We start from the raw sequence: 26,367 nt of genomic DNA on the forward strand, positions 1-26,367 counted from the left end.
CAGGACCCTCAGTGCGGCGTCGAGGCTGCCCGGCGCGCCGGCCGGCGGAACACTTCGAGGGCGACCGCGCCCGCGCACAACAGATGCGTGAGGCCGAAGAACGTGAAGCCGAGCAGCACGCACACCATCCATGAAGTCATGAGCGCGACACTGACGATCCACATGGCGGACCTCCCTGCTCGCCCGGTGCGCGGCGCGCGCTTGCTGCGCGCGCGGGCACGGACCGGGGCGGGGACAAGGCATCAGGCGTGCCGCGGCGGGCCGCGGGCCGGGCAGGTCGGCCCGCCGCAGCCGGATAGAGCGGGTCGTGGAGTCCTGGCTGCGATCCGGCCGGGCCAGCCGGGGCGGCAAGCCGCTGGCCGGCCGTGGCGGATCCCTGACCTCTGCAGCGCTGTCCCGCCCTACGATGCGGTGCCGCCCGATCGGGCCGCCGGACCGCTTCCGGCGTCCCTGTACACGTCACGTCCGCGGGCTGCGCACCCATCCACAAGGAGGACTCACATGATGCTCGTTCGCGAAGTCATGCACTGCAAACCCGGCAAGGTGCGTCCGCTGGTCGAGAAGTTCCTCGCCATGAACAAGCTCGGCGTGAAGATGGGCATGCCGAACATGCGGGTGATGACCGACTTCAGCGCCGAGCGCTACTGGACGGTCGTCGCCGAGATGGAAGTGGCGAGCCTGGAAGCCTTCGAGAAGATGATGCCCGGCGCCGGCGCGAGCGAGCAGGACATGAAGCAGTTTGAAGAGATCATGAAGGGCTACCACGACCTCGTGGACGAGGGCCGCCGCGAGATCTACAAGATCGAGGGCTGATCGGCCGGGCGCGGCGCGTGGAGCGGCGGAGGGCGAAGCGATCAGCGACGGTCGCCGCGCCTGGGCAACGGCACGACGCGCACGGCCGGCAGAGTCTTCGACGTGAGCAACATCCTCGCCGCGGCGTTCGCGCGATCGTACGAACGGAAGATGCCGAGCACGATCCGGTGGGGCGCGCCCGAGCCTTCGGGAGCGGGCACGACCCAGCCCTCGATGCCGGCGAGTTGCTCCGCCCGGTCACGCTCCTCGAAGGCGCGATCCAGACTCTCGTCCGCCGAGACTTCAAGCGTCCAGCGGCCTGTCGGGCTCCTGGGCCGCTCGGGCGCCGCGTCGGTACGGGTCGCCGGCGCGCGGTCGGGCTCGAGGGTCGTGACGCCGGGCGCCGCCGACTTCGTGCGCACCCCGGACCCCGGCGCCTGCACCGCCGGCGTGCTCGCCGCGCGCTCGACCGCCGCGGCCGGCTTCGGGCCGCGGGGCGTGCCCTGCGCGCGAACGATCCAGATCACCAGCGCGACGACCGCGAAACCCGCGAGCGCCGCGTAGCTCGCCAGGCGCAGCGCGCCGCCGCGGCGGCGGCGCGCCCGCGCGGACGACGAGGGCAGCGCAGGCGCCGGAGCGCCGGGGAGTTCGTCCGGAAAATCCGCCGACGTGCGCGAAGCCGCGAAGGAGCCCGCCGCCTGCGATCCGATCCGGATCGGACCTTTGTCGCCGACGAAGCGCGCGACCCACTCGTTCGCGTCCTGGCGCGCGGGCGGCGCCGCGGAAGTCGCGGCGTGCCGGTCGGCGGAAGCCGGCGGGGCGGGCGCGGCCTTGGCGGCCGGCGAAACCGTGCGTGCCGCGGGCGGCGCTGCGGGAGCGGGCACCTCGGGCGCGACCTTCGCTGCCGGCGAAGCCGCGCGTGCCGCGGGCGGCGCCGCGGGAGCGGGCACCTCGGGCGTCACCATCGCGGGCGACGGGCCGGCGGGCCGGCTCTCCGCGGGCGCCTCGCCATCGCTCTTCAGCGGCCCCCACAGCGTCCCGGCGGCGGTGCGCACGTGCGCCGCCTGCACCGAGGCCGCGCCGGCCGAACGCGCGAGGCGCATCGCTTCGGAAGCGATCGCGTTCAGCCGCCGCGGCACACCGCCCGCGTGCACGGCGATTTCGTTGCAGGTCGCGCGCGGGAAGAGCGCGGGGCCGTCCCCGCCGGCGACCGCGACGCGATGCCGCAGGTAGCGGCGAATCTCGCCATCCGCCATCGGCGCGAGCCGCGCGCGCACGGAGAAGCGCTGGTGCAGCGGCGCGAGAGTCGCCGCTTCGAGTGTCGATTCGATCGAAGGCAGTCCGACCAGCAGCACCTCGAACGGCCAGCCGCCCTGCTGCGCGGCGTTGACCAGCAGCCGCAGCTCTTCCAGCAGCTCGGCCGGCAGACGGTGCGCGTCGTCCACGATCAGCATCGCGACCCTGCCCTGCGAGGCGCTCCCGGCGAGCGCGCGCTCGCAGCATGCGACCAGTGCGGACCGGCTCGCACCCGCGGGCGGATCGCCCCCCAGTCGCCGTGCCGCCTCCTCGAGCAGCTCGGCGCCGGACAGCGCCGTGTACGCGAGGCAGGCCGGGGCGACGCGGGCGCCCCAGCGGGCGATGGCTTCCCGCACGAGCGTCGTCTTGCCCATGCCGGCTTCGCCGGTCAGGAGCAGAAATGGCTCGCGCACGCCGAGCCCGTCGTCGAGGCGGCCCAGCGCGGCGGAGCCGGCAGCGGTCTCGACGAAGGACTCGCGCGGGCCGGCCGGGGCAAATGCGTTTTCGGGGATCACGGCAGGATCACGTCTCGGGCCGATCGGAGTCCTCGGGTCCGCCCGCGTGGCGGGCCCGGGGAGTTTTCGGCACGAGGACGGCCCGACCTGAGGGCCGGGATCCGCGCCCCGGAGCGGTGGCCGGGAGGCGCCGGCCGCGGGGCGTCAGGCCTTCGGCGTGCGCCTGCCGCGGATCAGGTCGTCCACGCTGAACCCGCCGGCGCCGTTGGCGGCGAGGAACAGGAAGACGAAAGCGTAGAGCGCGGTCGGCTCGCCGTGGTTGGCCAGCGGGAGCAGGCCGTTCGGGAAGTGGGCCATGAAGTAGGCGACCGCCATCTCGCCCGAGAGCAGGAATGCGACGGGCCGGGTGAAGAGCCCGAACAGGATCAGCAGCCCGCCGATCAGCTCCAGTCCGCCCGCCACGTGCATGAGCGGAGGGATGGGCTGCGCTCCCATTCCGCCGTACCAGCCCAGCCACTTCTGCCCGCCGTGCTGCATGAACAGGAATCCCGCCACGATTCGCAACAGGACGTGCGTGACCTGCGCTGCCTTCTGCATCGCCACTCCCTCCGGTCCGGTGACCTGCGCGCCAGCGACCTGCGCGAGGCGCTCATCTTCGCCCGCGCCGTTCGCGTCCGCAAGAGTCCGCCGCGGCGGGTCGCTCAGCCGGTGCGCGCGACGCGCCGGCCGTTCCGGGCCCGCGCTCGATCGCGCGCGCGCGCGCCCCGCTCCCGAGACGCCTCCTGCGAAGGCGACAGCCCCAGCAGCGCGGGGTCGAGTGCCCTGCGAAGGCCGAGCAGCTCGCGCCGGTTGCGCTGCGTCAGCCGCTCCAGGCTCCGCGCACCCTTCGCCGTCAGCAGGACGCGTACGCGCCGCCGGTCCACCGGCGACGCCGAGCGGCGCACGAGCCCGAGCGCGGCGCAGCGGTCCACCAGCCCGACCGCCGTGTGATGGCGCACCTGGAGCGCGGCTGCCAGCTCGCCGATGCCCGCCCACTCGCGGCCCGGGCGGCCGCGAATCGCGAGCAGCAGCTGATGCTGCTGCGGCGTCAGTCCGGCGGCTCGGGCGCCGGCGTCGGCCGAGCGCAGGAACGCGCGCAGCACGGCGCGGAAGCGCGCGAGCGCGACGTAGTCCCGCGGAGCGAGCACGGGCGGACGGCGGGTGGAAACGGGCATTGGCGCGATTGTATCGGAATACGATACTTTCGGCCGCTGATCCCCCCTGGAGGAGCGCCTGTGTCCCAACCTGCCGATTTCACCGCCGACCGAAGACTGATCACCCTCAGCGCCCTGGCGGTGCCGATCGGCGCGCTCTGCGCGTTCGTGGCGGTGGGCCTGCTCGACCTGATCGCCCTGTTCACGAACCTCTTTTACTTCCACCGTTTCTCGCTGCACGGCGTGGGCCCGGCCGCGAACACGCTCGGCGGCTGGGCGGTCGCGGCTCCGGTCGCCGGCGGGCTGATCGTCGGCCTGATGGCGCGCTTCGGCTCGGACCGCATCCGCGGCCACGGCATCCCCGAGGCGCTCGAGTCCATCCTGATCGGCCGCGCGCGCATGGAGCCCAAGATCGCGGTCCTCAAGCCGCTGTCCTCGGCGGTCGCCATCGGCTCGGGCGGGCCGTTCGGCGCCGAAGGTCCGATCATCATGACGGGCGGCGCCTGCGGCTCGATCATCGGGCAGTTCTTCCACCTGACGACCGCCGAACGCAAGACGCTGCTCGTCGCCGGCGCGGCCGGCGGCATGTCGGCCACGTTCGGAACGCCGGTCGCCGCCGTGTTGCTCGCCGTCGAGCTGCTGCTCTTCGAGTGGAAGCCGCGCAGCTTCATCCCCGTCGCGCGCGCGAGCGCGACCGCGGCCGCGCTGCGGCCGATGCTGCTCGGGGGCGGCGCGCTGTTTCCCGTCTCGGGCATCGTCCACTTCGGCCCGCTGGCGCTCGCGGGCTGCCTCGTGGTCGGGCTTGCCGCGGGCCTGATGTCCAGCTTCCTGACGTGGGCCGTGTACGGGGCCGAAGACCTGTTCCACCGCCTGCCGTTTCACTGGATGTGGTGGCCGGCGCTCGGCGGGCTCGCGGTCGGCATCGGCGGGCTGATCGAGCCGCGCGCGCTCGGCGTCGGCTACGACGTGATCGCCGACGTGCTCCGCGGCGGACCGGCCACGGGACCGCTCGTGAGGCTGCTGCTGGTGAAGGGCCTCATCTGGAGTCTCGCGCTCGGCTCCGGCACCTCGGGCGGCGTGCTCGCGCCGCTGCTCATGATGGGCGCCTCGGTGGGCCTGATCCTCTCGCCGATCCTGCCGGCCGGCGGACACGCGCTGTGGCCGCTCATCGGCCTTTCGGCGATCCTCGCCGGCACCATGCGCTCGCCGCTCACCGGCATCATCTTCGCGCTCGAGCTCACCCGCCGCGTGGACGCGCTCCTGCCGCTGCTCATCGCCTGCTCGGCCGCCTTCGCGCTGACGGTGCTGATCCTGCCCCGCTCGATCCTGACCGAGAAGGTCGCGCGGCGCGGACACCACCTGTCGCGCGAGTACACGGTGGATCCGCTCGAGACGCTCATGGTCGGGCAGGTGGCGACCAAGCCCGCGGTCACGGTGCCCGCGACGCTCCCGATCCGCGAGCTGGAGTCGCTGTTCTTCGACATGCGCACGGGCAACGCCCACCAGGGCTATCCCGTGGTGGACGAGAAGGGCCGGCTGGTCGGCGTCGTCACGCGCTCGGACCTGCTCGGGCTGCCGAGCGCCGAGGATCTCGGCAACATTCCCGTCGCCTCGGCCATCGGCCGCATGGCGGTGATCGCGCATCCGGACGAAACCTGCCGCGCCGCCGCCGACCGCATGGCGGCCGAGGGTGTCGGCCGGCTGCCGGTCGTGCGGCGCGAGGCGCCGCAGGAAGTCATCGGCATCCTGACCCGCAGCGACATCTTCAAGGCGCGCGAGCGCGACCTCGACGTCGAGCAGCGCCGCGAGAGCATCATCAAGTTGCCGGGCGGCGAGAAGTGGCCGCCCTTCGGCCGCGGCTGACCCCCGCCGCGCGACCGGGACCGGCGCCCTGCCGCGCGCCGTCCCGGTCGCGTTCTCGGCCCGCGACCGCATCAGCTCACGGAATCACCATCACCTTGCGCGTCGCCCGCTCGAGCCCGACGTCGAGCCGCGCCATGTAGACGCCCGGCCGCAGCGCCGCCGTGCCGAACGCCAGCTCGTGCGGACCTTCGGGCAGCGTCCGGCGATCGAGCAGCATCGCCACGCGGCGGCCCGCGACGTCGTAGAGCGCCAGGCTCACGAGCCCGGCGCGCGGCAGGGTGAAGCGAATGGACGTGCGCGCGCGCGCCGGGTTGGGCGCGTTCGACAGCGCGAAGCGCGTCGGCGCGGAGCCCACGGGCACGTCGAGCACGCTGCCGGCGATGGACAGGCCGGCGAAGTAGTAGTTCGGGTTGAGCGCGCCGATCGCCGTGAACGCCCCGCCCGTGTACAGCGTCGTGCCGCCGAGGCCGAGGGCGTACAGGCTGCTGTTGGAGTTCGCGTCCCAGGGCGAGGCCGCGCCGGTCGTGAGGCTGAGCTCGGCGACGCGGTTGCGCGTCTGGCCACCCGCGAACGTGAACACGCCGCCCGCGAACAGCGAGTTGCCCGCCTGCGCCAGCGCGTACACGACGTTGTTGGCGTTGGCGTCCCACGCCAGGCTGGCGCTGCCGTCCACCGGATCCAGCGAAGCGAGGCGGTTGCGCGGCTGCCCGCCGATGATGGTGAAGGCTCCGCCCGCGAAGACGGCCGAGGGCGTCAGGGCGAGCGCGTAGACGATGTTGTTCGCGTCGGGATGGAAGCCGTCGGCGAGCCCCGTGGTCACGTCGAGGGCGGCCATGCCGCTGCGCGTCTGCCCGCCGATGGTGGTGAAGCCGCCGCCCGCGAACAGCCGCGAGCCGTCGAGACCGAGCGCGTAGACCGTGTTGTTGGCGTTCGGGTTCCAGCTCAGGCTCGCGCTGCCGCTGGTCGCGTCGAGCGCGGCGATGCGGTTGCGCGTCTGCCCGCCGATGTTCGTGAACGAGCCGCCGGCATAGACCGTCGAGCCGCTCACGAGCAGCGCCTGCACCGCGCCGTTGGAGTTCGGGTTCCAGGTGAAGTCCGCGTTGCCGGTCGCGGCGTCGAGCGCCGCGATGCGGTTGCGGGTCTGTCCGCCGATGGTGGTGAAGGTGCCGCCCGCGAACACCTTCGAACCGCCCACCGCCAGCGCGTTGACCACGTTGTTCGAGTTCGGGTTCCAGTCCGTCGGGGCGCCGGTCGCGGCGTCGAGCGCGGCGATGCGGTTGCGTGTCGTCGTGCCGATGGTGACGAACCCGCCGCCCGCATAGACGGCGTCTCCTTCGCGCGCGATCGCGTACACGAAGTCGCTCGCGTTCGGATTCCAGCCGGTCGCCGTCGCCAGCGCCGTCGTCGTGTCGAGCTCGGCGATGCGGTTGCGGGGCTGCGTGCCGATGTTGGTGAACTCCCCTCCCGCGTACAGCGTCGCGCCGTTCGTGCGGAGCACGTAGACGACGTTGTTCGCGTTCGGGTTCCAGGCGGTCGCCGCGCCGGTGTCCAGGTCGAGCGCCGCGATGCGCGCGCGGGACTGCCCGCCGATCAGCGCGAAGGTTCCGCCCGCGTACACGGTGGTCGCCGTGACCGCCAGCGAGTAGACGACGTTGTTCGAGTTCGGATTCCAGGCCGTGGCCGCGCCGGTGGTCGCGTCCACCGCGCCGATGCGGTTGCGCGCCTGTCCGCCGAGCGTGGTGAAGAAGCCGCCCGCGTAAACCAGGTTGCCCGAGACCGCCAGCGCGCGCACGACGTTGTTCGCGCCCGGATTCCAGCCGCTCGGGGTTCCGCTCCCGGCATCGAGCGCCGCGATGCCCACGCGCGCCTGACCGCCGATGGTCGAGAACGCGCCGCCCGCGTAGAGGGTGCCGCCGTCCAGCGCGAGGGCGTAGACGGAGCTGCCCGCGCCGGGATTCCAGCCGAACTCGGCCGCGCCGGTCGAGGCGTCGAGCGCCGCGATGTAGTTGCGGGTCTGTCCGCCGGCGAACGTGAACGCCCCGCCCGCGTAGACCGTCGAGCCGCTCACGACCAGCGTGTAGACCTCGTTGTTCGCGCCGGGATTCCAGTCCGAGATCGTTCCGTCGGCCAGGATGTGCGCCAGGCGCGCGCGAGGCAGCGAGCCGACGGCCGAGAACGTGCCACCGATGAACCAGCCTCCCGCGCCGTCCGGCGCGGCCGCATAGACGATTCCCGTCACCCGCGGAAACGGCCGCGTCGGCATCCCGGTGGGCGCATCCAGGATCGCGCCGCCGCCGGTCACCCGCTGCACGGCCGTGAACGAGCCGCCGAGGTAGATCGTATTGCCCGAGCGCACGATCGCGCTGACCGCCCCGTTGGCGGACCAGAGCGTCGTGTCGGCGTCCTGCGCCTCCGCGTGCGATGGCCAGAGCAGCGCCGCCGTACCACACAACACGAGCGCGAGCAGCGGCACCAGTGCGAGCCGCGCGGTGGAGCCGGGACGGAGCGGCGAAGGAGTCGTGGATGGGGTTCGTTGCATGGTGACCTCCTGCAAGACGTGGGGCGTGCGGCGCCGAGGTAGCCTGGCGCCGGAGACCCGGGATGGCCCGGGGCGGTCACTCGGCAATGCGCGGAACCGGGCGCGAAACCGTCATGCGAAATCAGGCCGGGGAGGCGGGTGCGCGACGATCGGCGCGCTCTTCGGGCACCGCGCGCGGTGCGCTCGGGCGCGCAGGGGCGCGCGGCGAGCGCCGGGATCGCCGCGGCGTGCCGGTGGCTAGCCGCGGCCCCGCACGGCCGCGGCGCTCGCGCACACCTCGCGCAGGCAATCCCGCAGCCAGCGGTGCGCGGGGTCGGCCTCGTTCCTCGGGTGCCAGAGCAGCGAGACGGTGACCTCCGGTGTGGCGAACGGCAGCCCGAAGCCGTGCATGCCGCCTCGCAGGTTCTCGGTGTGCCGCCGCGGAACGCTCGCGACCAGGTCGGTCGCGCGAGCCAGCGCGATGGCCGAGGCGAAACCGCCGACGAATGTCGTGATCTCACGCCGCGCCCCGACGGCTTCAAGGGCCTCGTCGATCGGCCCCTGCGTGACGCCCCGCCGAGCGACCGCGACGTGCCGGGCCGCGGCGTAGCGGGCGAGCGTCATCCTGCCGCGCGCGAGCGGGTGGCCGCTCCGCACCACGCCGACGAAGTCGTCGCGGAACAGCGCCTGTGCGCGGACCTCGGGGCCGGTGGCGGGTCCGATGACGCCCGTCTCCAGGTCCACGCTGCCGTCGCGAAGCGGCCCGCTGTCCTTGTCGAGTTTCTGCAGGAAGCGCAGGCGCACGCCGGGCGCCTGCGAGCCGAGGCGCGCGACCAGGGCGGGACCGAAGTTCTCGACGAAGCCGTCGCTCGTGCGCAGCGTGAACGTGCGGACGAGGCTTCCCGGATCGAGCGCCACCGACGGGCGAAGCACCGAATAGGTGTCCTGCAGCAGCGGGCCGATGCGCTCGCGCAACTCGAGCGCTCGCGGGGTCGGCACGAGTCCCCGGCCCGCCCGCACGAGCAGCGGATCGCCGGTCGCCTCGCGCAGGCGCGCGAGCGCCCGGCTCATCGCCGAGGGGCTCAGGTGCAGCCGGCGCGCGGCTCTGGCCACGCTGCCCTCATCCAGCAGCGCATCGAGCGTGACGAGCAGGTTGAGATCGGGCGTGGACACGCGCGGACCCTAGCACAGACACATGGCGTTTCGTGCATGTATTCAGTGCAAACCGTGCGTCTTCCGCCATGCCTGCCGAGCCCCTAGCTTGAAGGCATGACGACCGATTCGAATCGCCCATCCGCTTCCGCCGCGCTCGCCGCCCTCGCGCTTCCCACGTTCATGGCGTCGCTCGACACCGGGATCGCGAACGCCGCGTTGCCGACCCTCGCCCGCGCGTTCTCGGCCTCCTTCCCCGCCGTCCAGTGGATCGTCCTCGCCTACCTGCTCGCGATCACGACCACGGTCGCCGGCGCCGGACGCCTGGGCGACCGGCTCGGCCGGCGGCGGATGCTGATCGTCGGCGTCGCGCTCTTCACGCTCGCCTCGCTCGCCTGCGGCCTTGCGCCCGATCTCGGCTGGCTGCTCGTCGCGCGCGCCGGACAGGGAGTCGCCGCCGCGGTCATGATGGCGCTGAGCCTGGCGTTCGTGGGGGAGATCGTTCCGCCGGAACGGACCGGCCGCGCCATGGGCGTGCTCGGGACCCTGTCCGCGATCGGCACCGCGACCGGCCCATCGCTGGGCGGGCTGCTCATCGCCGGCTTCGGATGGCGGCCGATCTTCCTCGTCAACATCCCCATGGGGTTGCTGACGCTCGGCCTCGTCCTGCGCCAACTGCCCGCCGATCGCACGCGGCCCGCGCGCGGCGGACTCGACCCGCTGGGCACGCTGCTGCTGGCCGCATCGCTCGGCGCCTACGCGCTCGCGATGACGCGGGAACGCGGAGCGATTGGCGTGCTGGCGCTGCTTCTCGTCGCGCTCGTCGGCGCCGCCGCGTTCGCGCTCGTGGAGAAGAAGGCCGCTTCGCCGCTCGTTCCACTCGAGCTGGCCCGTGACCGGGATCGCGTGACCGGACTGGCCACGAGCGCGGTCGTCTCGGCCGTACTTATGTCCACGCTCGTCGTGGGGCCTTTCTACCTCGCGCGAGCCCTCGGACTGCCGCCCGCGCTGGTCGGAGTCGTGCTCTCGGTCGGACCGCTGGTGGCGGCCGCGAGCGGGCTTCCCGCGGGCCGGCTCGCCGACCTTCTCGGGGCCGCGCGCACGACCCGCATCGGGCTCGCGGGCATCGCGCTCGGCGCGGCCGCGCTGGCCGTGCTGCCCGCGCGGCTCGGCGTTCCCGGCTATCTCGCGCCGATCGCGCTCCTCACGGCCAGCTATGCGCTCTTTCAGACGTCGAACAACTCGCTCGTGCTCTCGGGCGTCGAGAAGGACCGGCGGGGCGTCGTCGCGGGGCTGCTGAGCCTCGCCCGAAATCTCGGACTCATCACCGGAGCTTCCGTGATGGGCTCGGTGTTCGCCCTGGGCGTCGGTCACGAAGGCGTCGCCACGGCGCCCCCCGAGGCCATCGCCGCCGGGATGCGGCTGACGTTCGCGACGTCGGCGGCACTCGTCATCGCGGCTCTCGTGGCGGCGACCTCGTTCGGGCCGCGGCTGCGCTCACGCCACGGCCGCCCGGCACCCGCCCTCGCCCCCCGGCCTCAGGCCTGGGGCGAGGGGCTCGCGGCCCGGGAGGTCCGTCCAGCACGGCAAATCGCCCGCTCCAACCGGGAGGAAGGCTAGAATGCTCCGCATGTTCGACGCACCGACCGCCGCTTCGTCCACTCCGTTCGTCCCCGTTTCGCGGGCGCTCGCGTTCGCGTTCGCCTGCTCACGGCGCTCCCTCGTCGCTGCGTCCCGCTCCGCGCGGGCCGACGCGCCAGCCGGGTTGCGACGGGTGTCGCGGTGAGTGTGCGAGCCCTGGGCGTCGCCCGCCGCCCCGAGTGGACCATTCCCGCGGCGCTGATCCTGCTGAGCCTGGTGCCCGCGGTCGCCGGAACCAGCCGGCTCGTCGAGCTGGCGGGCGGCGCGCGGATCACCGAGGCCAACGCGCGATTCTTCGCGGCTCCGCTGCCGGTCGTGCTGCACGTGCTCTCGGTGATTCCGTACAGCCTCCTGGGCGCGTTCCAGTTCGCGCCCGGGCTGAGGCGGCGCCATCGAGCCTGGCATCGCCGGGCCGGTGCGGTGCTCTTCGCTCTGGGCCTGACCGCCGCGCTTTCGGGGTTGTGGATGGCGCACTTCTACCCGTGGCCCGCTGGCGATGGCGTGGCCGTGTACGTCGAGCGGCTCGTGTTCGGCGTCGCGATGCTCGCGTCGCTGGTCCTTGCCGGGATCGCGATCGTGCGCCGCGATTTCGAGGCGCACGGCGCGTGGATGACGCGGGCGTACGCCATCGGCCTTGGCGCCGGCACGCAGGTTCTGACGCACCTGCCGTGGCTCCTGCTGGCGGGAAAGCCCGGCGAGGACGCGCGCGGCGTCCTGATGGGTGCCGGCTGGGTGATCAACGTGATCGTCGCCGAGTGGATCATTCACCGGCGTAGTCGCCGCTCAGGGCGGGCCGGCGGGCTCGCCGGAGGCAGGGTGGAACGATCGGGCTGACGGCGCGTCGCGCGGCGCGGCCTTCGCCGCCGCGCCGCGGCGATCAGGCGACCACGGGCCCGGGAATCTCGCGCCCGGGCGCCCAGCCGGCGGCGGCGAGCCGGTCCATCAGCGCGATCACCTCGCCGCGCTGCGCGTGGGTCGTCAGCACGAGCAGATCGCCCGCGCGCGCCCAGGCGAGCGCCGCGCGCACCGCCTCGATCTCGCCGGGCCAGTGCGAGAGGGCGGCCGCGGGCGCGCCGCAGCGCCGCAGTTCGGCCTCCAGCACGCTCGTGACCGCGCCGGGCTCGCGGCCGCGCAGGAAGCTCTCCATCTCCTTGAGGAAGACGTGCTGCGGTCCCATCGCCCACGCCGCGCGCGCGAGTTCGCGGATCGCCTCGTCGTCCCGGTCGCCCGCCTGCCCGATCACCAGTCCGCGCCGGGTGGCCGGCAGCGCGGCCGCGGTCTGCGCCAGCGCGGTCAGGCCGTGCGGGTTGTGCGCGAAGTCCACGATCACCGTGACGCCCGAAAGCCTCCAGACGTTCGCGCGCCCGGGATTGGAGCCCGCATCGCCGCCGAAGCCCTCGAGCCCCGCCCGGATCGCGGCCTCGGGCAGTCCGAGCGCCGCGGCCACGCCGATCACGCCGAGCGCGTTGGCCACGTTGTAGCGCGCCGCGCCGCCGAGCGCGATGGGCAGCGCGGCGACGGTGGTGATCGTGCGCCGCTCCCCGCCTGCCGCGTACACCAGCCGCTCGCCCGCGAGCAGGCACGCCCGGCCCCGGTTCGCGAGGTGTTCGCGCAGCAGCGGGTGGTCGTCGTTCAGGCTGAACCAGATCACGGGCGTGGCGAGGCGCCGGCCCCGCTCGGCCAGGCGCGGATCGTCGGCGTTGAGCACCACGGCGCCGCCGCGGGCGACCGCCTTCGCGACCACCAGTTTCACGTCCGCGAGCGCATCGAGGTCGAAGATCCCGTACTCGCCCAGGTGGTCGTTCGCCACGTTGGTGACCAGCGCCGCCCGCGCGTGCGGCAGCGCCAGGCCGCGCCGCAGGATGCCGCCGCGGGCGACCTCGAGCAGCGCGAGCTGCACGCGGCGGTCGCGCAGCACGGTGCGCGCGCCGTTGGGCCCAGAATAATCGCCGGTCGCGACCACCTCGTCGCCCACCGTCACCCGGTCGGTGCTCGTCACTCCGGCCACGAGGCCCGCGGCGCCCGCGATCGCGCCCAGCAGCCGCACGCTCGTCGTCTTGCCGTTGGTGCCGGTCACGAGCGCGGCCGGCACGTCCGAGACCTCCGCCCACGGGATGCGGTCGAGCAGTCCCTCCGACTCCTCGAGCGGCCAGGCGCGCGAGCCGCGGCCCAGCCCGACCGAGACGCGCTTGTCGTCCGAGAGCAGCGTGATCCCGCGCCGGGCGGCCTCGCGCCCGAGCGCCAGCAGCCAGGGTTTCCGTTCGGTCTCGACCGCCGCGCGCAGCCGCGTGAGCACCTCCTCCGGCGACTCGTCTCCTTCCTCCGGCGCCGGTCCTCCGAGCGCGCGCGAAGCCGCGTGCCACGCGGCTTCGTTCACCTCGGTCGCGGCGTAGAGCGTGTCGGCCGGGGCGGAGAACGCGAGGCTGAGTCCGCCCGCGTGCGCGCGAGCGGCGACCGCGGCGTCCGCCCATCCCAGCGCCCCGAGCAGCGCCGCGAGCCGGGAGCGCCATTCCCGGATCGCCCGTTCGGGGTCGGCGCCGTCGAGCGCGATCTCGAGGATCGCGCCGGGCGCGTCGAGGAGCAGGCTGGGACCGGTCAGGCGCCGGGAGTCGAGGATGCGCATGGAGTGCGGGCGGGCGCGACCGAAGCGTCAGTCCGTCGTCTCGGTCTCGCGCGCCAGGCGGACGCCGCGCTCGTCGCGGATCACCATGCCCTCGTCGAGATCGAGGTTGACCGCCGCCGGCGTCGCCGCCGCCGCAGGCGGGCCGTGGCCGTCGCTCCCGTCCGCGACGTGGAAGTGGACGACCTGTCCCCATGTCCGGGCGAGCTCGTCGGCGAAGATCAGCAGCAGGTCGCCCGGCCGCGCCATGCGCAGGCCCACGAGCACCGCCTGCTGCTCGTCGGGGATCGTCTCGATCTTCTGCGCCGGCACGCCCTCCTCGAGCAGCGCGGCGCGCAGCAGGCGCGGCACCTCGTCGGGCTTGCGGCCGCGCAGCCCGTCGTCGCGGCGGCAGATGTAGTGATCGAAGTGGCCCGCGGCCATGCGGCCGATCTCGGCGATGTCCTCGTCGCGCCGGTCGCCCGGGGCCGCGAGCACGCACAGGCGGCGTCCCCGCACCTCCATGCGATCCGTGAGATCGCACATGGCCCGGATCGCGGCGGCGTTGTGGCCGTAGTCCATGATGACCCGGAACGGATGCCGGTCGTAGACGTTCGTGCGGCCGGGCGCCAGCTCGAAGGTGGTGTCGAAGGTGCGCAGGCCCTGGCGGATGTCCTCGACCTTGACCCCCATCGCGTAGGCGATCGCCGCCGCGAACATCGCGTTCTGCACGTTGTGGCGCGCGCGCCCGTCGAGCGTCGAGGGGATCTCGTGCGTCCACAGCACCGGCAGATGCAGGCCGCGATCGAACAGCGTGATCATGTGGCCGTTGATGCCCTCCGCCAGCGCGCACGCGCGGCCGCCCGCCCGGATGTGCTCCTTCACGAGCGGGTAGTGGATCTGCTGGGTCACGTAGCACAGGTGCTTCGCCTGCGTGTGGTCCGCCATGCGCAGGCAGCGCTCATCGTCGGCGTTCAGCACCGCGGTCTCCTGCGCGACCTCGACGACGACCCGCTTGACCTCGGCGAGCTGGTCGAGCGTGTCCACGCCCTTGAGCCCCAGGTGGTCGCTCTGGATGTTGAGCACCGCGCCGACCGTGCACTTCCGGTAGCCCAGGCCGCGCCGCAGGATGCCCCCGCGCGCGCTCTCGAGCACCGCGACGTCCACGCTCGGATCGCGCAGCACCATTCGCGCCGACAGCGGCCCGGTCATGTCGCCCTTCACGGTGAGCTGGCCGTTGATGTAAACGCCGTCCGTGGTCGTCAGGCCGACCGTGCGCCCGGCGAGCTTGAGGACGTGCGCGACCATGCGCGCGGTCGTGGTCTTGCCGTTCGTCCCGGTGATGGTGGCGATCGGAATGCGCGCCGGCGTGCCGGGCGGAAAGAGCATGTCCATCACCGGCCCCGCGACGTCCCGCGGCGTGCCCTCGCTGGGGGCGACGTGCATGCGGAAGCCCGGCGCCGCGTTCACCTCGCAGATCGCGCCGCCCACGTCCTTGTAGGACTGGCTGATGTCGGGCGAGATGAAATCCACTCCGCCGACGTCGAGCCCGATCGCCCGGATCGTGCGCACGGCCATCTCGACGTTGTCGGGGTGCACGATGTCGGTCACGTCCGTCGCGGTGCCGCCCGTGGACAGGTTGCCCGTGAGCCGCAGCGGGACCGCCTCGTCGCGCGGCGGAACGGTGTCGCGCGTGTAGCCGCGATCGGCGAGGCAGCGCTCGGCCTGCGCGTCGAGTTCGAGCCGGGTCAGCACCTTTTCGTGGCCGATGCCGCGGCGCGGGTCCTGGTTCGTGATCTCGACCAGCTGCGCGACCGTGTGAACGCCGTCGCCCACCACGCGTCCCGGGACGCGCTCGGCGACGGCGATGAGCTGGCCGTTCACGACCAGCATGCGGTAGTCGCGGCCGGCGACGAACGACTCGACGATCACCGCGCGGCTGATCTCGCGCGCCTGATGGAACGCCGCCCGCACGTGCGCGCCGTCGCGCAGGTCGAGCGCCACGCCGCGGCCGTGGTTGCCGTTGTAGGGCTTCACGACCACCGGGAAGCCCAGCTTCTGCGCCGCCGTCGCCGCCTCCTCCTCGCTGTAGACGAGGCGCTGCTGCGGCACCGGCAGACCGAGCGTGGTGAGGATGCGGTTCGTCTCCTCCTTGTCGGAGGCGATCTCCACGGCGATGTGGCGCGTCTCGCTGGTGATGGTGGCCTGGATGCGGCGCTGGTAGCGCGCGTGGCCGAACTGGACCAGGCTCTGATTGTTGAGCCGGATGACCGGAATGTCGCGCTCCTCGGCGGCGCGCACGAGCGCCGCCGTGCTCGGCCCGAGCGCGCGACGCTGCGTGAAGCGGATGAACTCGTCGCGGGCGGCCGGGAACGCGAAGCCTTCCGGCAGCGCGCCTTCGGGCCGCAGCCCGGCCGGCACCAGCGAGTGGAGCAGCCGCATCGCGAGCTGGCCGGCCTCGAGCCCGACCTCGGCCTGCTCGTACTGATAGACCACGTCGTAGGTGCCCGGGGCGCCGGCGTCGCGCGTCTTGCCGAAGGTGACCTTCGCGCCGGCCTCGTTCTGCAGCTCGATGGCGACGTGCTCGAGCACGTGCCCGAGCCACGTGCCCTCGTCCTCGGTCAGCCGCCGCACGAACCCGCCCGGCTCGCCGTACGAGCAGCCGTGCTCGCGCAGCCCCGGCAGGGCCGCGAGCAGCGCGTCAATGAAAGCCGGTCCGAGTCGCCGGGTGGGCCACTGCTCGAGCGCCCCCAGGTCGAGCGTCAGGCGGATGACCGGGAAGTGGGCGTAGATGCTCGGCCCGAGGTAGACGGACGAATCGAGGAGCTTCATGGCCGCGAAGCTTACTCCTCCTCGACCTCGGAACGAATGGCCGTCGCCTTGCGCAGGTGAAGGTCGTACCGGGCACCGCTCAGCAGCACGTGGAGCTTGATCCCGACCATGCTGACCGGATCGCCCTGCTTGGCCTGGTCCATGGAGGAGTACTCCATGTCGGCCGGGTCCACGATCGTGACCGCGCCGCTGCCCACGACCTCGAGCGTGTCGTCCGGGCCGATGAACGCCGCCGTGTCCTCGTCGAGGCCCAGACCGTGAGCGAACGGGTTGTACGCCAGCGCCGTGAGCAGCCGCCCCAGCCGATCGCGCTGGCGGAAGTGCTGGTCCACCACCACCCGGTTCGTGAGCCCGAGCCCTGGCGCGAGCGACACCATGCCGGCGCGCGGCGTCGCGCCTTCCTCGCCGAAGGCGATCATGTGCTCGGAGAGGAACGCGGCGCCGGCGGATGTCCCCGCGACGTGCACGCCGCGCGCGTTCATCAGGCGCAGCGACTTCGCCACCGGCGTGCCCCCGAGCGTGGTGCCGAGCCGGAGCTGGCTGCCGCCGGTGAGGAAGACGCCGTTGGCCTTCTCGAGCACGGCCAGCTCCTCGGGATCCTCGCACTGTTTGCGGCTCTCGAACGGCAGCACCCAGACCTTCGCGGCCCTGAGCTCGCGGAAGAGCTCCTCGTAGCGGCGGCCGGTCGAGCGCAGCTCCGAGGCGGTCGGCAGGACGGCGATGTGCGCGTCGCGGCGGCCGCAGAGGCGGACGAAGCGCTTGAGGATCGCCTCGTCTCCGAGCTTGTCCTCGGCGCCGCCGATCGGAATGATGAAGCCACGCTGCTGGCCTTCGGGCACGCGGGAAGGGCTCACGTCGCGTCCTCCTTGACGCGGTTGTCGGTCGGGAAACGGGGGAAGTCGGGCACGGTGCTCCGCCGGTGCGAGGGATCGCCCCGCACGTCCTGGCGGGTCTGGCTGCGCGGGTGGTCCGCCTGCGGCGCGCCCGCGCGGCAGGAAGCCTAGCATGGCCCGACGGCGCGTTCGAACGCGACCGAGGTGCCTGGATGGCCGCGCGTGAGGCGGTCCGGAACGCAGCCCACACCGGGTCCGGAAGGCCCGCCCGATGCGCGCACCGCCTCGCCCACCGCGAGTGCGGTCCATCGGATAGGATGAAGCGATATGGCCCGAATCGTGTTCGGAATGAACCAGTCCCTCGACGGCTATGTGGACCACACGGCGTTCGCGCCGGGCCCCGTGCTTTTCCGCCATTTCATCGGTGAGGCTCAGGCGCAGTCGGGATCCCTCTACGGCCGCCGGATGTACGAGATCATGCGCTACTGGGACGAGGATCACCCGGAGTGGAATGCCGACGAGCGCGCCTTCGCGGCCGCCTGGCGGAAACAGCCGAAGTGGGTCGTCTCGCGCACGCTCCAGTCGGTCGGTCCCAACGCCAGGCTCGTCGCCGACCCGCTCGAGCGGGCGGTCCGGGAGCTGAAGACCGGGCTCGAGGGCGAGATCGAAGTCGCCGGTCCATCCCTGGCGAACAGCCTCACCGATCTGGGCCTGATCGACGAGTACCGAATCTACCTGCATCCCGTCGTGCTCGGTCACGGAAAGCCCTACTTCGCCGGACCACGCCCGCCGCTTCGCCTCGAGGCGCACGAACGCATGGACGAGTCGGTGATCCGCCTGACCTACGTTCCTGCCTGAGCGGGGCCCTCAGCCGACGAGCGCCGTGAAGTCCTCGAACGGCGTGACGCACGGCCGGCCCTGCGCGTGCCGGTAGGAGATCTCTCCGGCCGCGAGCCACAGCGTCGCGGCCGAGACCGTCGGCGCGCGGCCTTCGTGCAGGCAGAAAGCCGGTGCGGATCCGCCGCCGTGGGACGAAAGGATCGCCGCGAGGCGCTTCTCGGCCTCGGCGCGTGACGGCGAGCGCAGGTCCGCCAGCCGCTTCAGCGCCCAGGTCGCGCGCGGATCGGCGGCGTCGTCCAGCTCGAAGTGCGTGATCGCGTGCCAGCCCGCCGGGATGGACGCGAGCGCCGGCTTCTGTCCCGCGCGGATCGACAGGTGCCAGGACTCCGAGGGCGAGAGCCAGACCAGCGAACACGGCGCGTAGTGCCCGATCGCCGCCTCGGCGAGCGCCCGCTCGCGGGGATCCGGCGCGCTCGCCACGTCCAGCGTCAGCAACCCGCGCGAGCGCCGGCCCGGCTTGCCAGGCGTCGGGTCGCGGCGATTGAGCAGCATCGCGACGCCCGGCTCGCCGTGACCCGTGCGCGCGCGAACGGCCAGCCAGGTGCCGCCCGCTATGGCGTCGCGACCACCCGCCACGAGCGGTTCGCGCGCGAGCACCCGCGGGGGTTCGCTCGGGCGAGCGGGATCCTCGTCCCGGTTGGTCGCGAGGACGACAGTCCCTGGCCCGCAGACGTGGAGCCCGAAGACGAGCGTGCACATGGCGCGTGACGGTAGCGCGCGGCGGGCGCGGGCGCGAACCGATGGCGGCGCGGCGAGAGCCGCGGGGGGGCGTGGCGGGCCGCGGGAACCGCGGTGCGGGGGCGCTCCCGGCGAAGTTGGGGCTTTCGCTCCGTCCACGGCGCCGCGTACGCTCTCCGGGCGCGGCACTCCGCCCGCGATCGAGCCCCTGCATCCTCCGGAGCCGACCCATGCGCCGCACGGCCGCACTCGCCGCTCTCCTGACCGCGCTCGCGGGCCCCGCCAGCGAGCCGGCGCACGCCGCCCGCGACGAAGCGCCAGTCGCGCGGCCGGCGCGGCCGGCCAGCCCGGACTCGCTCGGGCAGGTCCCCGTGATCCTCCACGGCGAGACGCTCGGCGACCGCTTCGGGGACCCGGTCGTGCGCGCGGGCGACGTGAACGGCGACGGCTTCGACGACCTGCTCATCGGCGCGTGGAACTACAGCGTGGTCGGCGCCGAGGCCGGGCGTGTGTATGTCTACCTGGGCGGGCCGGCCGGCGTGGACTCGACGCCGGACTGGGTGAAGACCTACCCGACCCCGGGCGCCAAGTTCGGAATGTCGCTCGCGTGCGTCGGCGATCTCGACGCCGACGGCTTCGACGATATTCTGGTCGGTGCGGGCCGGGACATGGCGTCGCAGCAGGGGAGCGCGCACCTGTTCCGCGGCGGGCCCTCGGGACCCGACACCACGGCCGCGTGGAGCGCGATCGGCGCGAGCACCTACTCCTGGTTCGGCACCGCGGTCGCCGGCGCGGGCGATTTGAACGACGACGGACACCCCGACATCGCGATCGGCGCGCCGAACGCGCCGGGCGTGCTCCCCCACCCCGGTGCGGTGTTCGTCTACTACGGCACGGGCACGGGGCTCGCGCCGACGCCCACCGTGCTCCAGGGCGACCTGGACGCCGGCTGGTTCGGCTACAGCGTCGCGGGCGCCGGCGACGTGAACGGCGACGGTGTGGACGACCTGATCGTGGGCGCGCCCTACACGACGGACCCGCTTCACTGGGAGGGCCGGGCTCAGCTCTTCCTGGGCTCGCCTTCAGGGGTCTCGACGACGCCGGCGTGGAGCGTCAACTCGGGCAACCTGGGCGCCGGGTTCGGTTATTCGGTCGGCGGCGCGGGCGACGTGAACGCGGACGGGTTCGGCGACGTGCTCGTCGGCGCCCATCACTTCGATACGACCGGCGTGGCGCCACAGGAAGGGCAGGGCCGGGCGTTCCTCTTCTTCGGCTCGCCCACCGGGCTCTCGCCGACGGCGCCGTGGTGGATCACCGGACACAGCGTGCAGGCGCACCTGGGTCGCACCGTCGGCTTCGCGGGCGACGTGAACCACGACGGAATAGACGACCTTTACCTTTCCTCCCTTCGCGAAGCGATCACGCAGTTCAGCGAGGGGCGGCTGGAGATCTTCTACGGCCGCGCCGGCGTCGGGCCCTCGACCATCGAGAGCTGGGGCTACTCGCCTGGCGAGCGGACCATGGCACTCGGGCAGTCCATGGCGGCCAACATGGACTTGAATGGTGACGGCGCCGTGGACGTGGCCGGCGGCAGCTCCGGGCCCTCCGAGGGCCCTACGGCGACCTACGGCTACGTTTACCTGCTCTACGGCATCCCCGGCGCGCTCGACGCGCCGCCGCCGGCTCCGGCGGACGGGCTCGCGCTGTCGCCGCCCTCGCCGAACCCGCTGGTCTCCGGCGGCAGCGCGACCGCGCGCTTCACGCTGCCCCGGGCCGCGCGCGTACGACTGGCGATGTTCGACGCGCACGGCCGCGAGGTGGCCGCCGTGCTCGATCGCGCCCTCGAGGCGGGCACGCACCGCGTGACCTTCCGCGGACTCGATCGCGCGGGCGCGCCGCTGGCGCCGGGGCTCTACTTCCTGGGCCTCGACGTCGAGGGCAGCCGGCGGGCGAGCAGGCTGGCGATCGTGCGCTGAAGCCCGGCCGCGTTCAGCGCGGCTGGGCTTCAGCGCTTCGGCGCCCCCGCCGCGGCCGCGGCCGCACCGCGAACCAGCCGGCCGGGGCCGGAGAAGCGAATTCGGCGATCGTCGGCCCTCGGCGGAGCCGGCGATCGTCACGGCGAGCCGCTTCGCCGGCGAGCCTCCGTGGGAATGCACGGTGTACACTGCGCGGTGCGCAATCCCGTCATGCTCCACGACAACCCCGAGGATCTCCCGAGCCCGCGCCGGTTCCCGCGCAAGTGGCTGGTCAGCGTGTCGGTCCTCACCGGCACGATCATGGCGGTGCTCGATTCGAGCATCGTGAACGTCGCGCTGCCCGACATGTCCGGCACGCTCGGCGCGACGCTCGAAGAAATCACCTGGGCGGTGACCGCCTACATCCTCGCCCAGGTGATCATCATGCCGATCACCGGACTGCTCTCGTCGCGCTTCGGGCGCAAGCGTTTCTACATGGCGAGCGTGCTGACCTTCACGCTCGCGTCCATGGCGTGCGGGCTCGCTCGGGACATGGGCTTCATGGTCGCGTTCCGGATCGCGCAGGGCTTCGGCGGCGGCGTCCTGCTGACCGTCTCGCAGGCGATCCTGCGCGAGACCTTTCCGCCCGAGGAGCAGGGCCTCGCCATGGGCCTCTACGGCTTCGGCGTCGTGCTCGCGCCCGCATTCGGCCCGACGCTCGGCGGCTGGATCACCGACCAGTACTCGTGGCCGTGGATCTTCTACATCAACGTCCCGATCGGGGCGCTCAACCTTCTGCTCGTTTCACGCTTCATCGAGGATCCTCCGTACCTGAAGCGCGACCGCGGCGCGATCGACTGGGCGGGGCTCACGCTGCTGGTGGTGGGACTCGGCGCGTTCCAGCTGATGATCGCCGAAGGCGAACGCGAGGACTGGTTCCAGTCCGCGTTCATCGTCCGGCTCGCCGTGATCGCCGCGGTCGGGCTCGTGCTGTTCGTCTGGCGCGAGCTGACCGCCGAGCGGCCGGCCGTGAACCTGCGCATCCTGGCCAACGTTTCGTTCAGCTCGGCGACCGCGATCGGCGGAGTGCTCGGCTTCGCCCTGTTCGGCAGCCTGTTCCTGCTGCCGATCATGCTGCAGCGCCTGCTCGGCTTCGACGCGATGCAGTCCGGGCTCATCATGATGCCGCGCAGCCTGGCCATGGCGGTGGTGATGCCCCTCTCCGGCCGCTTCTACAACCGTCTCGGGCCGCGGGTGCTGGTCGGGCTGGGGTTGCTGACGGCGTGTTACGGATTCTTCGACATGTCGCGGCTCTCGGTGGACATCGGCTACTGGGATCTGTTCTGGCCGCAGGTCTGGCAGGGCGTCGGCTTCAGCCTGATCTTCGTGGCGCTCAGCACCGCCGCGCTCTCGACGATCTCGCGACCGCGCATGACGGAGGCCACCGGGCTCTACAACGTCGTGCGCCAGGTCACGGGCAGCATCGGAGTCGCCGTAGCCGCGACGATGCTCAGCGCGAGCACGGTGCGTTACCACGCCATGCTGACCGAAAAGGTCGGGCCCGGCAGCGTCGGCGCGCAATGGCTGCGGCAAATGATCGCGCACTTCGTCGGCCAGGGCCGCGATCCCGTTTTGGCGCGTTCTCTCGCCGCGCGCCTGCTCGACGGCGAGATCCTCCGCCAGGCCGCGATGCTGGCCTACAACCACGTGTTCGCCTTGATCTCGCTCCTGTTCCTTCTGAGCGTGCCGCTCGTGCTGCTGCTCCGTCACGGCAAGCAGGAGGGCGACGGGGAAGTTCTCATCGAAGGCGGATAGCCGGCCCGGCGGGTCCGCGCGGGTTCGCGCGCCCCGCTCCGAACCGCACGCGAAGCCCCGGGGGCTCCTCTTGCCGCGCGGATCGAGCGCTGACGAGATTCGGCGGATCCTCCCAGGAGCTCCGCAATCGGGCCGTGCGAATCATCCGCTGACGCGAGCCACCACCGCTCCTATCAACCCTGTCGCGCCACACGCCTCAGCGCGATCCACCCTCGCCGCACCTTCCCGCCGCCCGCCCGGCCACGGTCCCGCTCGACCACGCCCACTGGAAGTTGAATGCCAAGACGCCCAAAGCGCCACACGTCGACCGATCCAGCAAGTTGTTGTCCATCGGGACTATATGCGTCAATCATGCTACCGGACGGAACCTGTACCGACCCGTGGCCGCCGACAGAACTAGCACAAAAGTGACACAGCACTGCGGCACCCGGAGACAGCTACCAACCCCCGCGCCTGCGCATGTGAGCGACGCTCCTCGGTGTCACGACGTGGCGCGACGAACCGTTGCTCAGGCTCGCGGTGTCACTCGCGGTGGGTTCTCCTCACCACGGGACTTCAGCGTCGGACCGGAACGCCCATGTTGCGACCCATTCGAGCGAAGCGTACTTCAGGTGCAGCCTGAGCCAGCGGGTCGACCGTGTGATCGTGGCGTCCATGGAGCGGACGTCCCTCTTTGCAAAGCGAGCCCGATGCTCGGCGATGGTGATCGGGCGGCCACCGTACGGCTCGTAGCGAGAGGGATGACGAAACCGAGCGTCGCGTACCCAGGGTGGGGCGTAGTAGTCGTTCACACGCCTCAACCGCTCGCCGCGAACCACGTCCACGACCGGGCCACGCAGCATTTCGATCGGGTACCACACGCGCCCACGATCGTCCTCAAGCCAGACGGATGCGCTCGGACCAAGCCGCGTGAGGTCAGATACCCCTGGGAAGTCGATCACGCGAAGGTCGATCCGGAAGAGCAGGGACGTATCCTGGCCGGCACGGATCGCCGCCATGCGGTGCTCGCACTCCTCCGAACTCAGGTGCCGGGCGAGGCGGTCGCGCTCGAGGTCGGCACTCTCACACTCCAGCACCATGAGGGTCGCACTCGAGGCCGGAGCAAGCGCATGAGTGCTCCCCAACACTTGGACCCAGGGGACGGACCACTGGTCGTATGACCACTGCATCAGCCCGGCACCGCTGGTGTCCGAGGACGCTGAAGCATTGACCGAGGTGCTACGCATCTGCCCCTCAGCAGCTGCGCAGGGAGCCACTACGGCGACCGCGGCGACAACCGTCCACAACCTGAACTGCGTTCCCATGGATTCCGCCCACTCGAAGTCCTTTGGGCAGTTGTTCGCCCGCAGGGCTGCACGGACTACCCAGCAGGGCCAGGACGACGAGGCCATCGCTCGGGGGAAGGCTGACGTCCGCCGTCGCCTGTCCCTGCTGGTAACGGGAGCGCCTCGGGGGCAGGCGCCCCACCTAGCGTGTGATGAGCATCTACCTCATCCCCCGACGCGGGTTGCGCTAGTGATGCCCGGAGTGGCCGTCATCAGTGACAGTCTGGAAGTGAGCGACCATGTCCCCAGACGCGGTCATCGTCCCTCCGGACATCATCCCGCCCATGCTGCTCATCATCTCGAGCATCGAGCGGTCCATTTGCATCATGTAGCGGGTCTGGACCCGCATGAGGGTGTCAGGCATGAAGGTGCAGAGCGTGCCCGCTTCGTTCCATGAAAACGTCCCCGCCGTCGCATGGTAGGTATCCATGTGCCCGAGCATGGTCGGATCGTTCATGACGGCGTCCATCGACCCGTGGGCCGGCATGGAAGCATCTGGGCATGCACCGCTCATGTCGGCCTCACTCACGAGGTGGAAGCCGCTCTCAACCGCACTCCGGTCCACGGCGACCCCAAAGTCGAGCGACACGCCGGCATCGAGCCGCACGGCCGTCGCGCCATCCGCTGGGATCACCTTCAGTACGGCTGCGGGCGCTGGCTGCATCATGCTGGTGCTGGGCTTCGAACATCCCGTGAGCGCACCAAGGAGCAGTGTGAAGACAACGAGTCGAGTGAGCATTGATCCTCCTGAAATCCGGCCGTGGCACGGCGTGTTGGGCGTTGGGCTGAGTCCTTGAAGGGCCGGCGGAGAACCCGGAGCGACGAACCACCCGGTGCACCAGGCAAGTGTTCGTTCCACGGTCCCCCGATGGCCTCGCATCACTTTGCTACCGAGTACTTCCCGTCGTCCCACCGAACGACCTCCCGAATCCCTCCAAAGGTGTTGAAGTAGACGAGGCGCAGCCCGGATTCCCCGGGGCAGATCTCCTGGGCGGAAGCTGCGCGGATCTTCAGGAGTGGAAACAGCCTCGTCCGGAAATACTCCAGGGCGGCCTCCGCCCTTTCGAGCGGTCGAAGCGCCCCGAAATACCTGGTGCTCTGATCGCCGTAGATGGAGACCACGACCTTCCCGGCCAAGCGGTCATACGAACACGTGATCACAGCGTCGATGCCCTGGGCCTCGACTCTGGCGGCAGGCAGATTCGACATCATCACGATCGCGGCCATCTCCCCGGCAACGATCGGGTACTCGCTCGAGAGCCGTACCGGCTGCCGGCCGACTGAGTCGGGGGGTGATTGGGCGCCGCTGCTTGTCGCGATGCACACCAACGCGACGACTGCGATCCAAGTGCTCGGGCGTTTCATGACCAACTCCTTCGGAAACTCGCAAGAGGAGGCCGGGGATGGCCCACGCCACTCGAGGTGGCGTCGGTCGCCCATGGCACTCGTGCGCTCATGATCCGGCGCCTCCTTCGACCATCGCTTCCAGGCTGGTTCTCAGTTCGGCCGTGGCCGCTTCGGGAGACACAGGGTTCGAGTAGAACCCGGTGCCCACCTCGAAGCCGGCCACCTGTGCCGGGCGTGGCAGGACGGCGATGTGCCAGTGGAAGTCCTGGTCGAGCGTGGTCCAGTAGCCCGGCCGACTGTCTCGATTGGGACCGCTGTAGAGGAAGAGGTTGAATGCAGGTTCGGGCAGCGTCGCCTCCAACGATCGCAGGAGCATCTTGAGCAGGCCCGCCAGATCCAGCAGGACGTTGGAATCCGCGGTTTCAAAATCCGGCGAATGCTCTCTCGGCAGGATCCAGCACTCGAACGGATGGCGGGAGGCAAACGGCGCGATCGCGACGAAGTACTCGGATGTCGCAATGACGCGCCGCCCGTCTTCGAGCTCCTCCCGCAGGATGTCGCAGAACACGCAGCGCTCCTTGAGACGGAAGTGCGACCGCGCGCCGTCGAGGATTTCCTTTAAAGCCTTGGGGGTAACCGGGAGCCCGATGATCTGGGAGTGGGAGTGGCTCGGAAGGGTCGCCCCAGCCATGACGCCCTGGTTCTTGAAGACGAACACCGCGCGGATGCGGAGATCCCGCTTCAGGTCCGCGATGCGCGCCGCCCACGCGGCAAGAACGAGCGCGATGCGGCCCCGAGACAACTCGGAGAGCCGGTCTTCGTGCTCGGGAGTCTCGATCACGATTTCGTGGGCGCCCGTACCGGAGGCGGCGTCGTACATGCGCTCCGCCCTGCGCGTGAGCGGTTCCTCGATACGAAGCGCGGGACGCAAGTTGGCGACTACCCGGACCTCCCAGCCGGGCAGGTTTGGACTTCGTCCCGACGGGCCCCACACGGCAATCTCGGGCGGGGTCAGCGACTCATTCCCAGCGCAGAACGGACACGCCCCCGTTTCCACGGGACGCACCTGCCAGGGGTCCTCGAGCACGACCCACCGGCCTGTACACGGATCCTTGCGAAGAGCACTCATCCCGCCCCTCCTTCCGCCCCCACACGCTTCAACTCACGCCTCCG

General features: G+C 71.8%; 21 protein-coding genes. 7 read left to right on the plus strand and 14 right to left on the minus strand.

Annotation, left to right across the window (positions count from 1 at the left end):
• Positions 1–8: 8 nt before the first annotated feature.
• Positions 9–164, minus strand: a complete 156-nt coding sequence (locus IT347_03785) for a hypothetical protein (GenBank protein ID MCC6348698.1) — start codon at positions 162–164, stop codon at positions 9–11.
• Positions 165–501: 337 nt separating this feature from the next.
• On the opposite strand from IT347_03785, the gene IT347_03790 reads away from it, so the two are divergent.
• On the plus strand, positions 502–813 hold the full coding sequence (locus IT347_03790) for a hypothetical protein (GenBank protein MCC6348699.1): 312 nt from the start codon (positions 502–504) through the stop codon (positions 811–813).
• A 41-nt stretch (positions 814–854) separates the two neighbouring features.
• On the opposite strand, the gene IT347_03795 is transcribed toward IT347_03790, so the two are convergent.
• The 3 genes from IT347_03795 to IT347_03805 form a co-directional block, all read right to left on the minus strand.
• A complete protein-coding gene (locus IT347_03795; protein ID MCC6348700.1) occupies positions 855–2,603 on the minus strand; it encodes an AAA family ATPase in 1,749 nt (582 codons plus the stop codon).
• 144 nt (positions 2,604–2,747) lie between these two features.
• Positions 2,748–3,140 (minus strand): DoxX family protein, encoded by a 393-nt coding sequence (locus IT347_03800; GenBank protein MCC6348701.1) that lies wholly within the window; start codon positions 3,138–3,140, stop codon positions 2,748–2,750.
• 104 nt (positions 3,141–3,244) lie between these two features.
• Positions 3,245–3,757 (minus strand): winged helix-turn-helix transcriptional regulator, encoded by a 513-nt coding sequence (locus IT347_03805; protein MCC6348702.1) that lies wholly within the window; start codon positions 3,755–3,757, stop codon positions 3,245–3,247.
• Between the two features lie 60 nt (positions 3,758–3,817).
• Here IT347_03805 and IT347_03810 point away from each other — a divergent pair, with 60 nt between their 5' ends.
• Entirely contained in the window at positions 3,818–5,599 is a 1,782-nt protein-coding gene (locus tag IT347_03810; GenBank protein ID MCC6348703.1) for a chloride channel protein, read from the plus strand.
• A 76-nt stretch (positions 5,600–5,675) separates the two neighbouring features.
• Here the strand turns inward: IT347_03810 and IT347_03815 are convergent, their stop codons facing one another.
• Both IT347_03815 and IT347_03820 read right to left on the minus strand, forming a co-directional pair.
• Positions 5,676–8,138 carry a T9SS type A sorting domain-containing protein gene (locus IT347_03815; GenBank protein ID MCC6348704.1) on the minus strand — a complete coding sequence of 821 codons (2,463 nt, stop codon included), beginning with the start codon at positions 8,136–8,138 and terminating at the stop codon, positions 5,676–5,678.
• A 237-nt stretch (positions 8,139–8,375) separates the two neighbouring features.
• A complete protein-coding gene (locus tag IT347_03820) occupies positions 8,376–9,290 on the minus strand; it encodes a LysR family transcriptional regulator (protein ID MCC6348705.1) in 915 nt (304 codons plus the stop codon).
• Between the two features lie 96 nt (positions 9,291–9,386).
• On the opposite strand from IT347_03820, the gene IT347_03825 reads away from it, so the two are divergent.
• A complete protein-coding gene (locus IT347_03825) occupies positions 9,387–10,889 on the plus strand; it encodes an MFS transporter (GenBank protein ID MCC6348706.1) in 1,503 nt (500 codons plus the stop codon).
• Positions 10,890–11,066: 177 nt separating this feature from the next.
• Positions 11,067–11,744: a DUF2306 domain-containing protein gene (locus tag IT347_03830; GenBank protein MCC6348707.1), complete on the plus strand. Its 678-nt coding sequence runs from the start codon at positions 11,067–11,069 to the stop codon at positions 11,742–11,744.
• Between the two features lie 43 nt (positions 11,745–11,787).
• On the opposite strand, the gene IT347_03835 is transcribed toward IT347_03830, so the two are convergent.
• The 3 genes from IT347_03835 to IT347_03845 are packed head-to-tail and all read right to left on the minus strand — an operon-like array spanning position 11,788 to position 17,348.
• Positions 11,788–13,533 (minus strand): Mur ligase, encoded by a 1,746-nt coding sequence (locus IT347_03835; protein MCC6348708.1) that lies wholly within the window; start codon positions 13,531–13,533, stop codon positions 11,788–11,790.
• A 27-nt stretch (positions 13,534–13,560) separates the two neighbouring features.
• Positions 13,561–16,341: a cyanophycin synthetase gene (gene cphA / locus IT347_03840; GenBank protein ID MCC6348709.1), complete on the minus strand. Its 2,781-nt coding sequence runs from the start codon at positions 16,339–16,341 to the stop codon at positions 13,561–13,563.
• Positions 16,342–16,352: 11 nt separating this feature from the next.
• Positions 16,353–17,348 carry a cyanophycinase gene (locus IT347_03845; protein ID MCC6348710.1) on the minus strand — a complete coding sequence of 332 codons (996 nt, stop codon included), beginning with the start codon at positions 17,346–17,348 and terminating at the stop codon, positions 16,353–16,355.
• 153 nt (positions 17,349–17,501) lie between these two features.
• Between IT347_03845 and IT347_03850 the strand changes: the two genes are divergently transcribed.
• Entirely contained in the window at positions 17,502–18,032 is a 531-nt protein-coding gene (locus tag IT347_03850) for a dihydrofolate reductase family protein (protein ID MCC6348711.1), read from the plus strand.
• A 9-nt stretch (positions 18,033–18,041) separates the two neighbouring features.
• Here the strand turns inward: IT347_03850 and IT347_03855 are convergent, their stop codons facing one another.
• Positions 18,042–18,773, minus strand: coding sequence for an NRDE family protein (locus tag IT347_03855; protein MCC6348712.1), 732 nt, complete (start codon positions 18,771–18,773; stop codon positions 18,042–18,044).
• Between the two features lie 209 nt (positions 18,774–18,982).
• On the opposite strand from IT347_03855, the gene IT347_03860 reads away from it, so the two are divergent.
• Together IT347_03860 and IT347_03865 are read left to right on the plus strand one after the other, a co-directional pair.
• On the plus strand, positions 18,983–20,728 hold the full coding sequence (locus IT347_03860) for an FG-GAP repeat protein (GenBank protein ID MCC6348713.1): 1,746 nt from the start codon (positions 18,983–18,985) through the stop codon (positions 20,726–20,728).
• Between the two features lie 210 nt (positions 20,729–20,938).
• Entirely contained in the window at positions 20,939–22,522 is a 1,584-nt protein-coding gene (locus IT347_03865; GenBank protein ID MCC6348714.1) for a DHA2 family efflux MFS transporter permease subunit, read from the plus strand.
• Positions 22,523–23,064: 542 nt separating this feature from the next.
• Here IT347_03865 and IT347_03870 read toward each other — a convergent pair.
• From IT347_03870 to IT347_03885, 4 genes are all read right to left on the minus strand, one after another.
• Entirely contained in the window at positions 23,065–23,601 is a 537-nt protein-coding gene (locus IT347_03870; protein MCC6348715.1) for a hypothetical protein, read from the minus strand.
• Positions 23,602–24,034: 433 nt separating this feature from the next.
• Positions 24,035–24,586 carry a hypothetical protein gene (locus tag IT347_03875; protein MCC6348716.1) on the minus strand — a complete coding sequence of 184 codons (552 nt, stop codon included), beginning with the start codon at positions 24,584–24,586 and terminating at the stop codon, positions 24,035–24,037.
• Between the two features lie 140 nt (positions 24,587–24,726).
• On the minus strand, positions 24,727–25,212 hold the full coding sequence (locus IT347_03880; protein ID MCC6348717.1) for a hypothetical protein: 486 nt from the start codon (positions 25,210–25,212) through the stop codon (positions 24,727–24,729).
• An 88-nt stretch (positions 25,213–25,300) separates the two neighbouring features.
• Positions 25,301–26,323 (minus strand): galactose-1-phosphate uridylyltransferase, encoded by a 1,023-nt coding sequence (locus tag IT347_03885; protein MCC6348718.1) that lies wholly within the window; start codon positions 26,321–26,323, stop codon positions 25,301–25,303.
• Between the last annotated feature and the right edge of the window lie 44 nt (positions 26,324–26,367).

It is taken from the genome of Candidatus Eisenbacteria bacterium, assembly GCA_020847735.1.
Classification (GTDB): domain Bacteria; phylum Eisenbacteria; class RBG-16-71-46; order RBG-16-71-46; family RBG-16-71-46; genus CAIXRL01.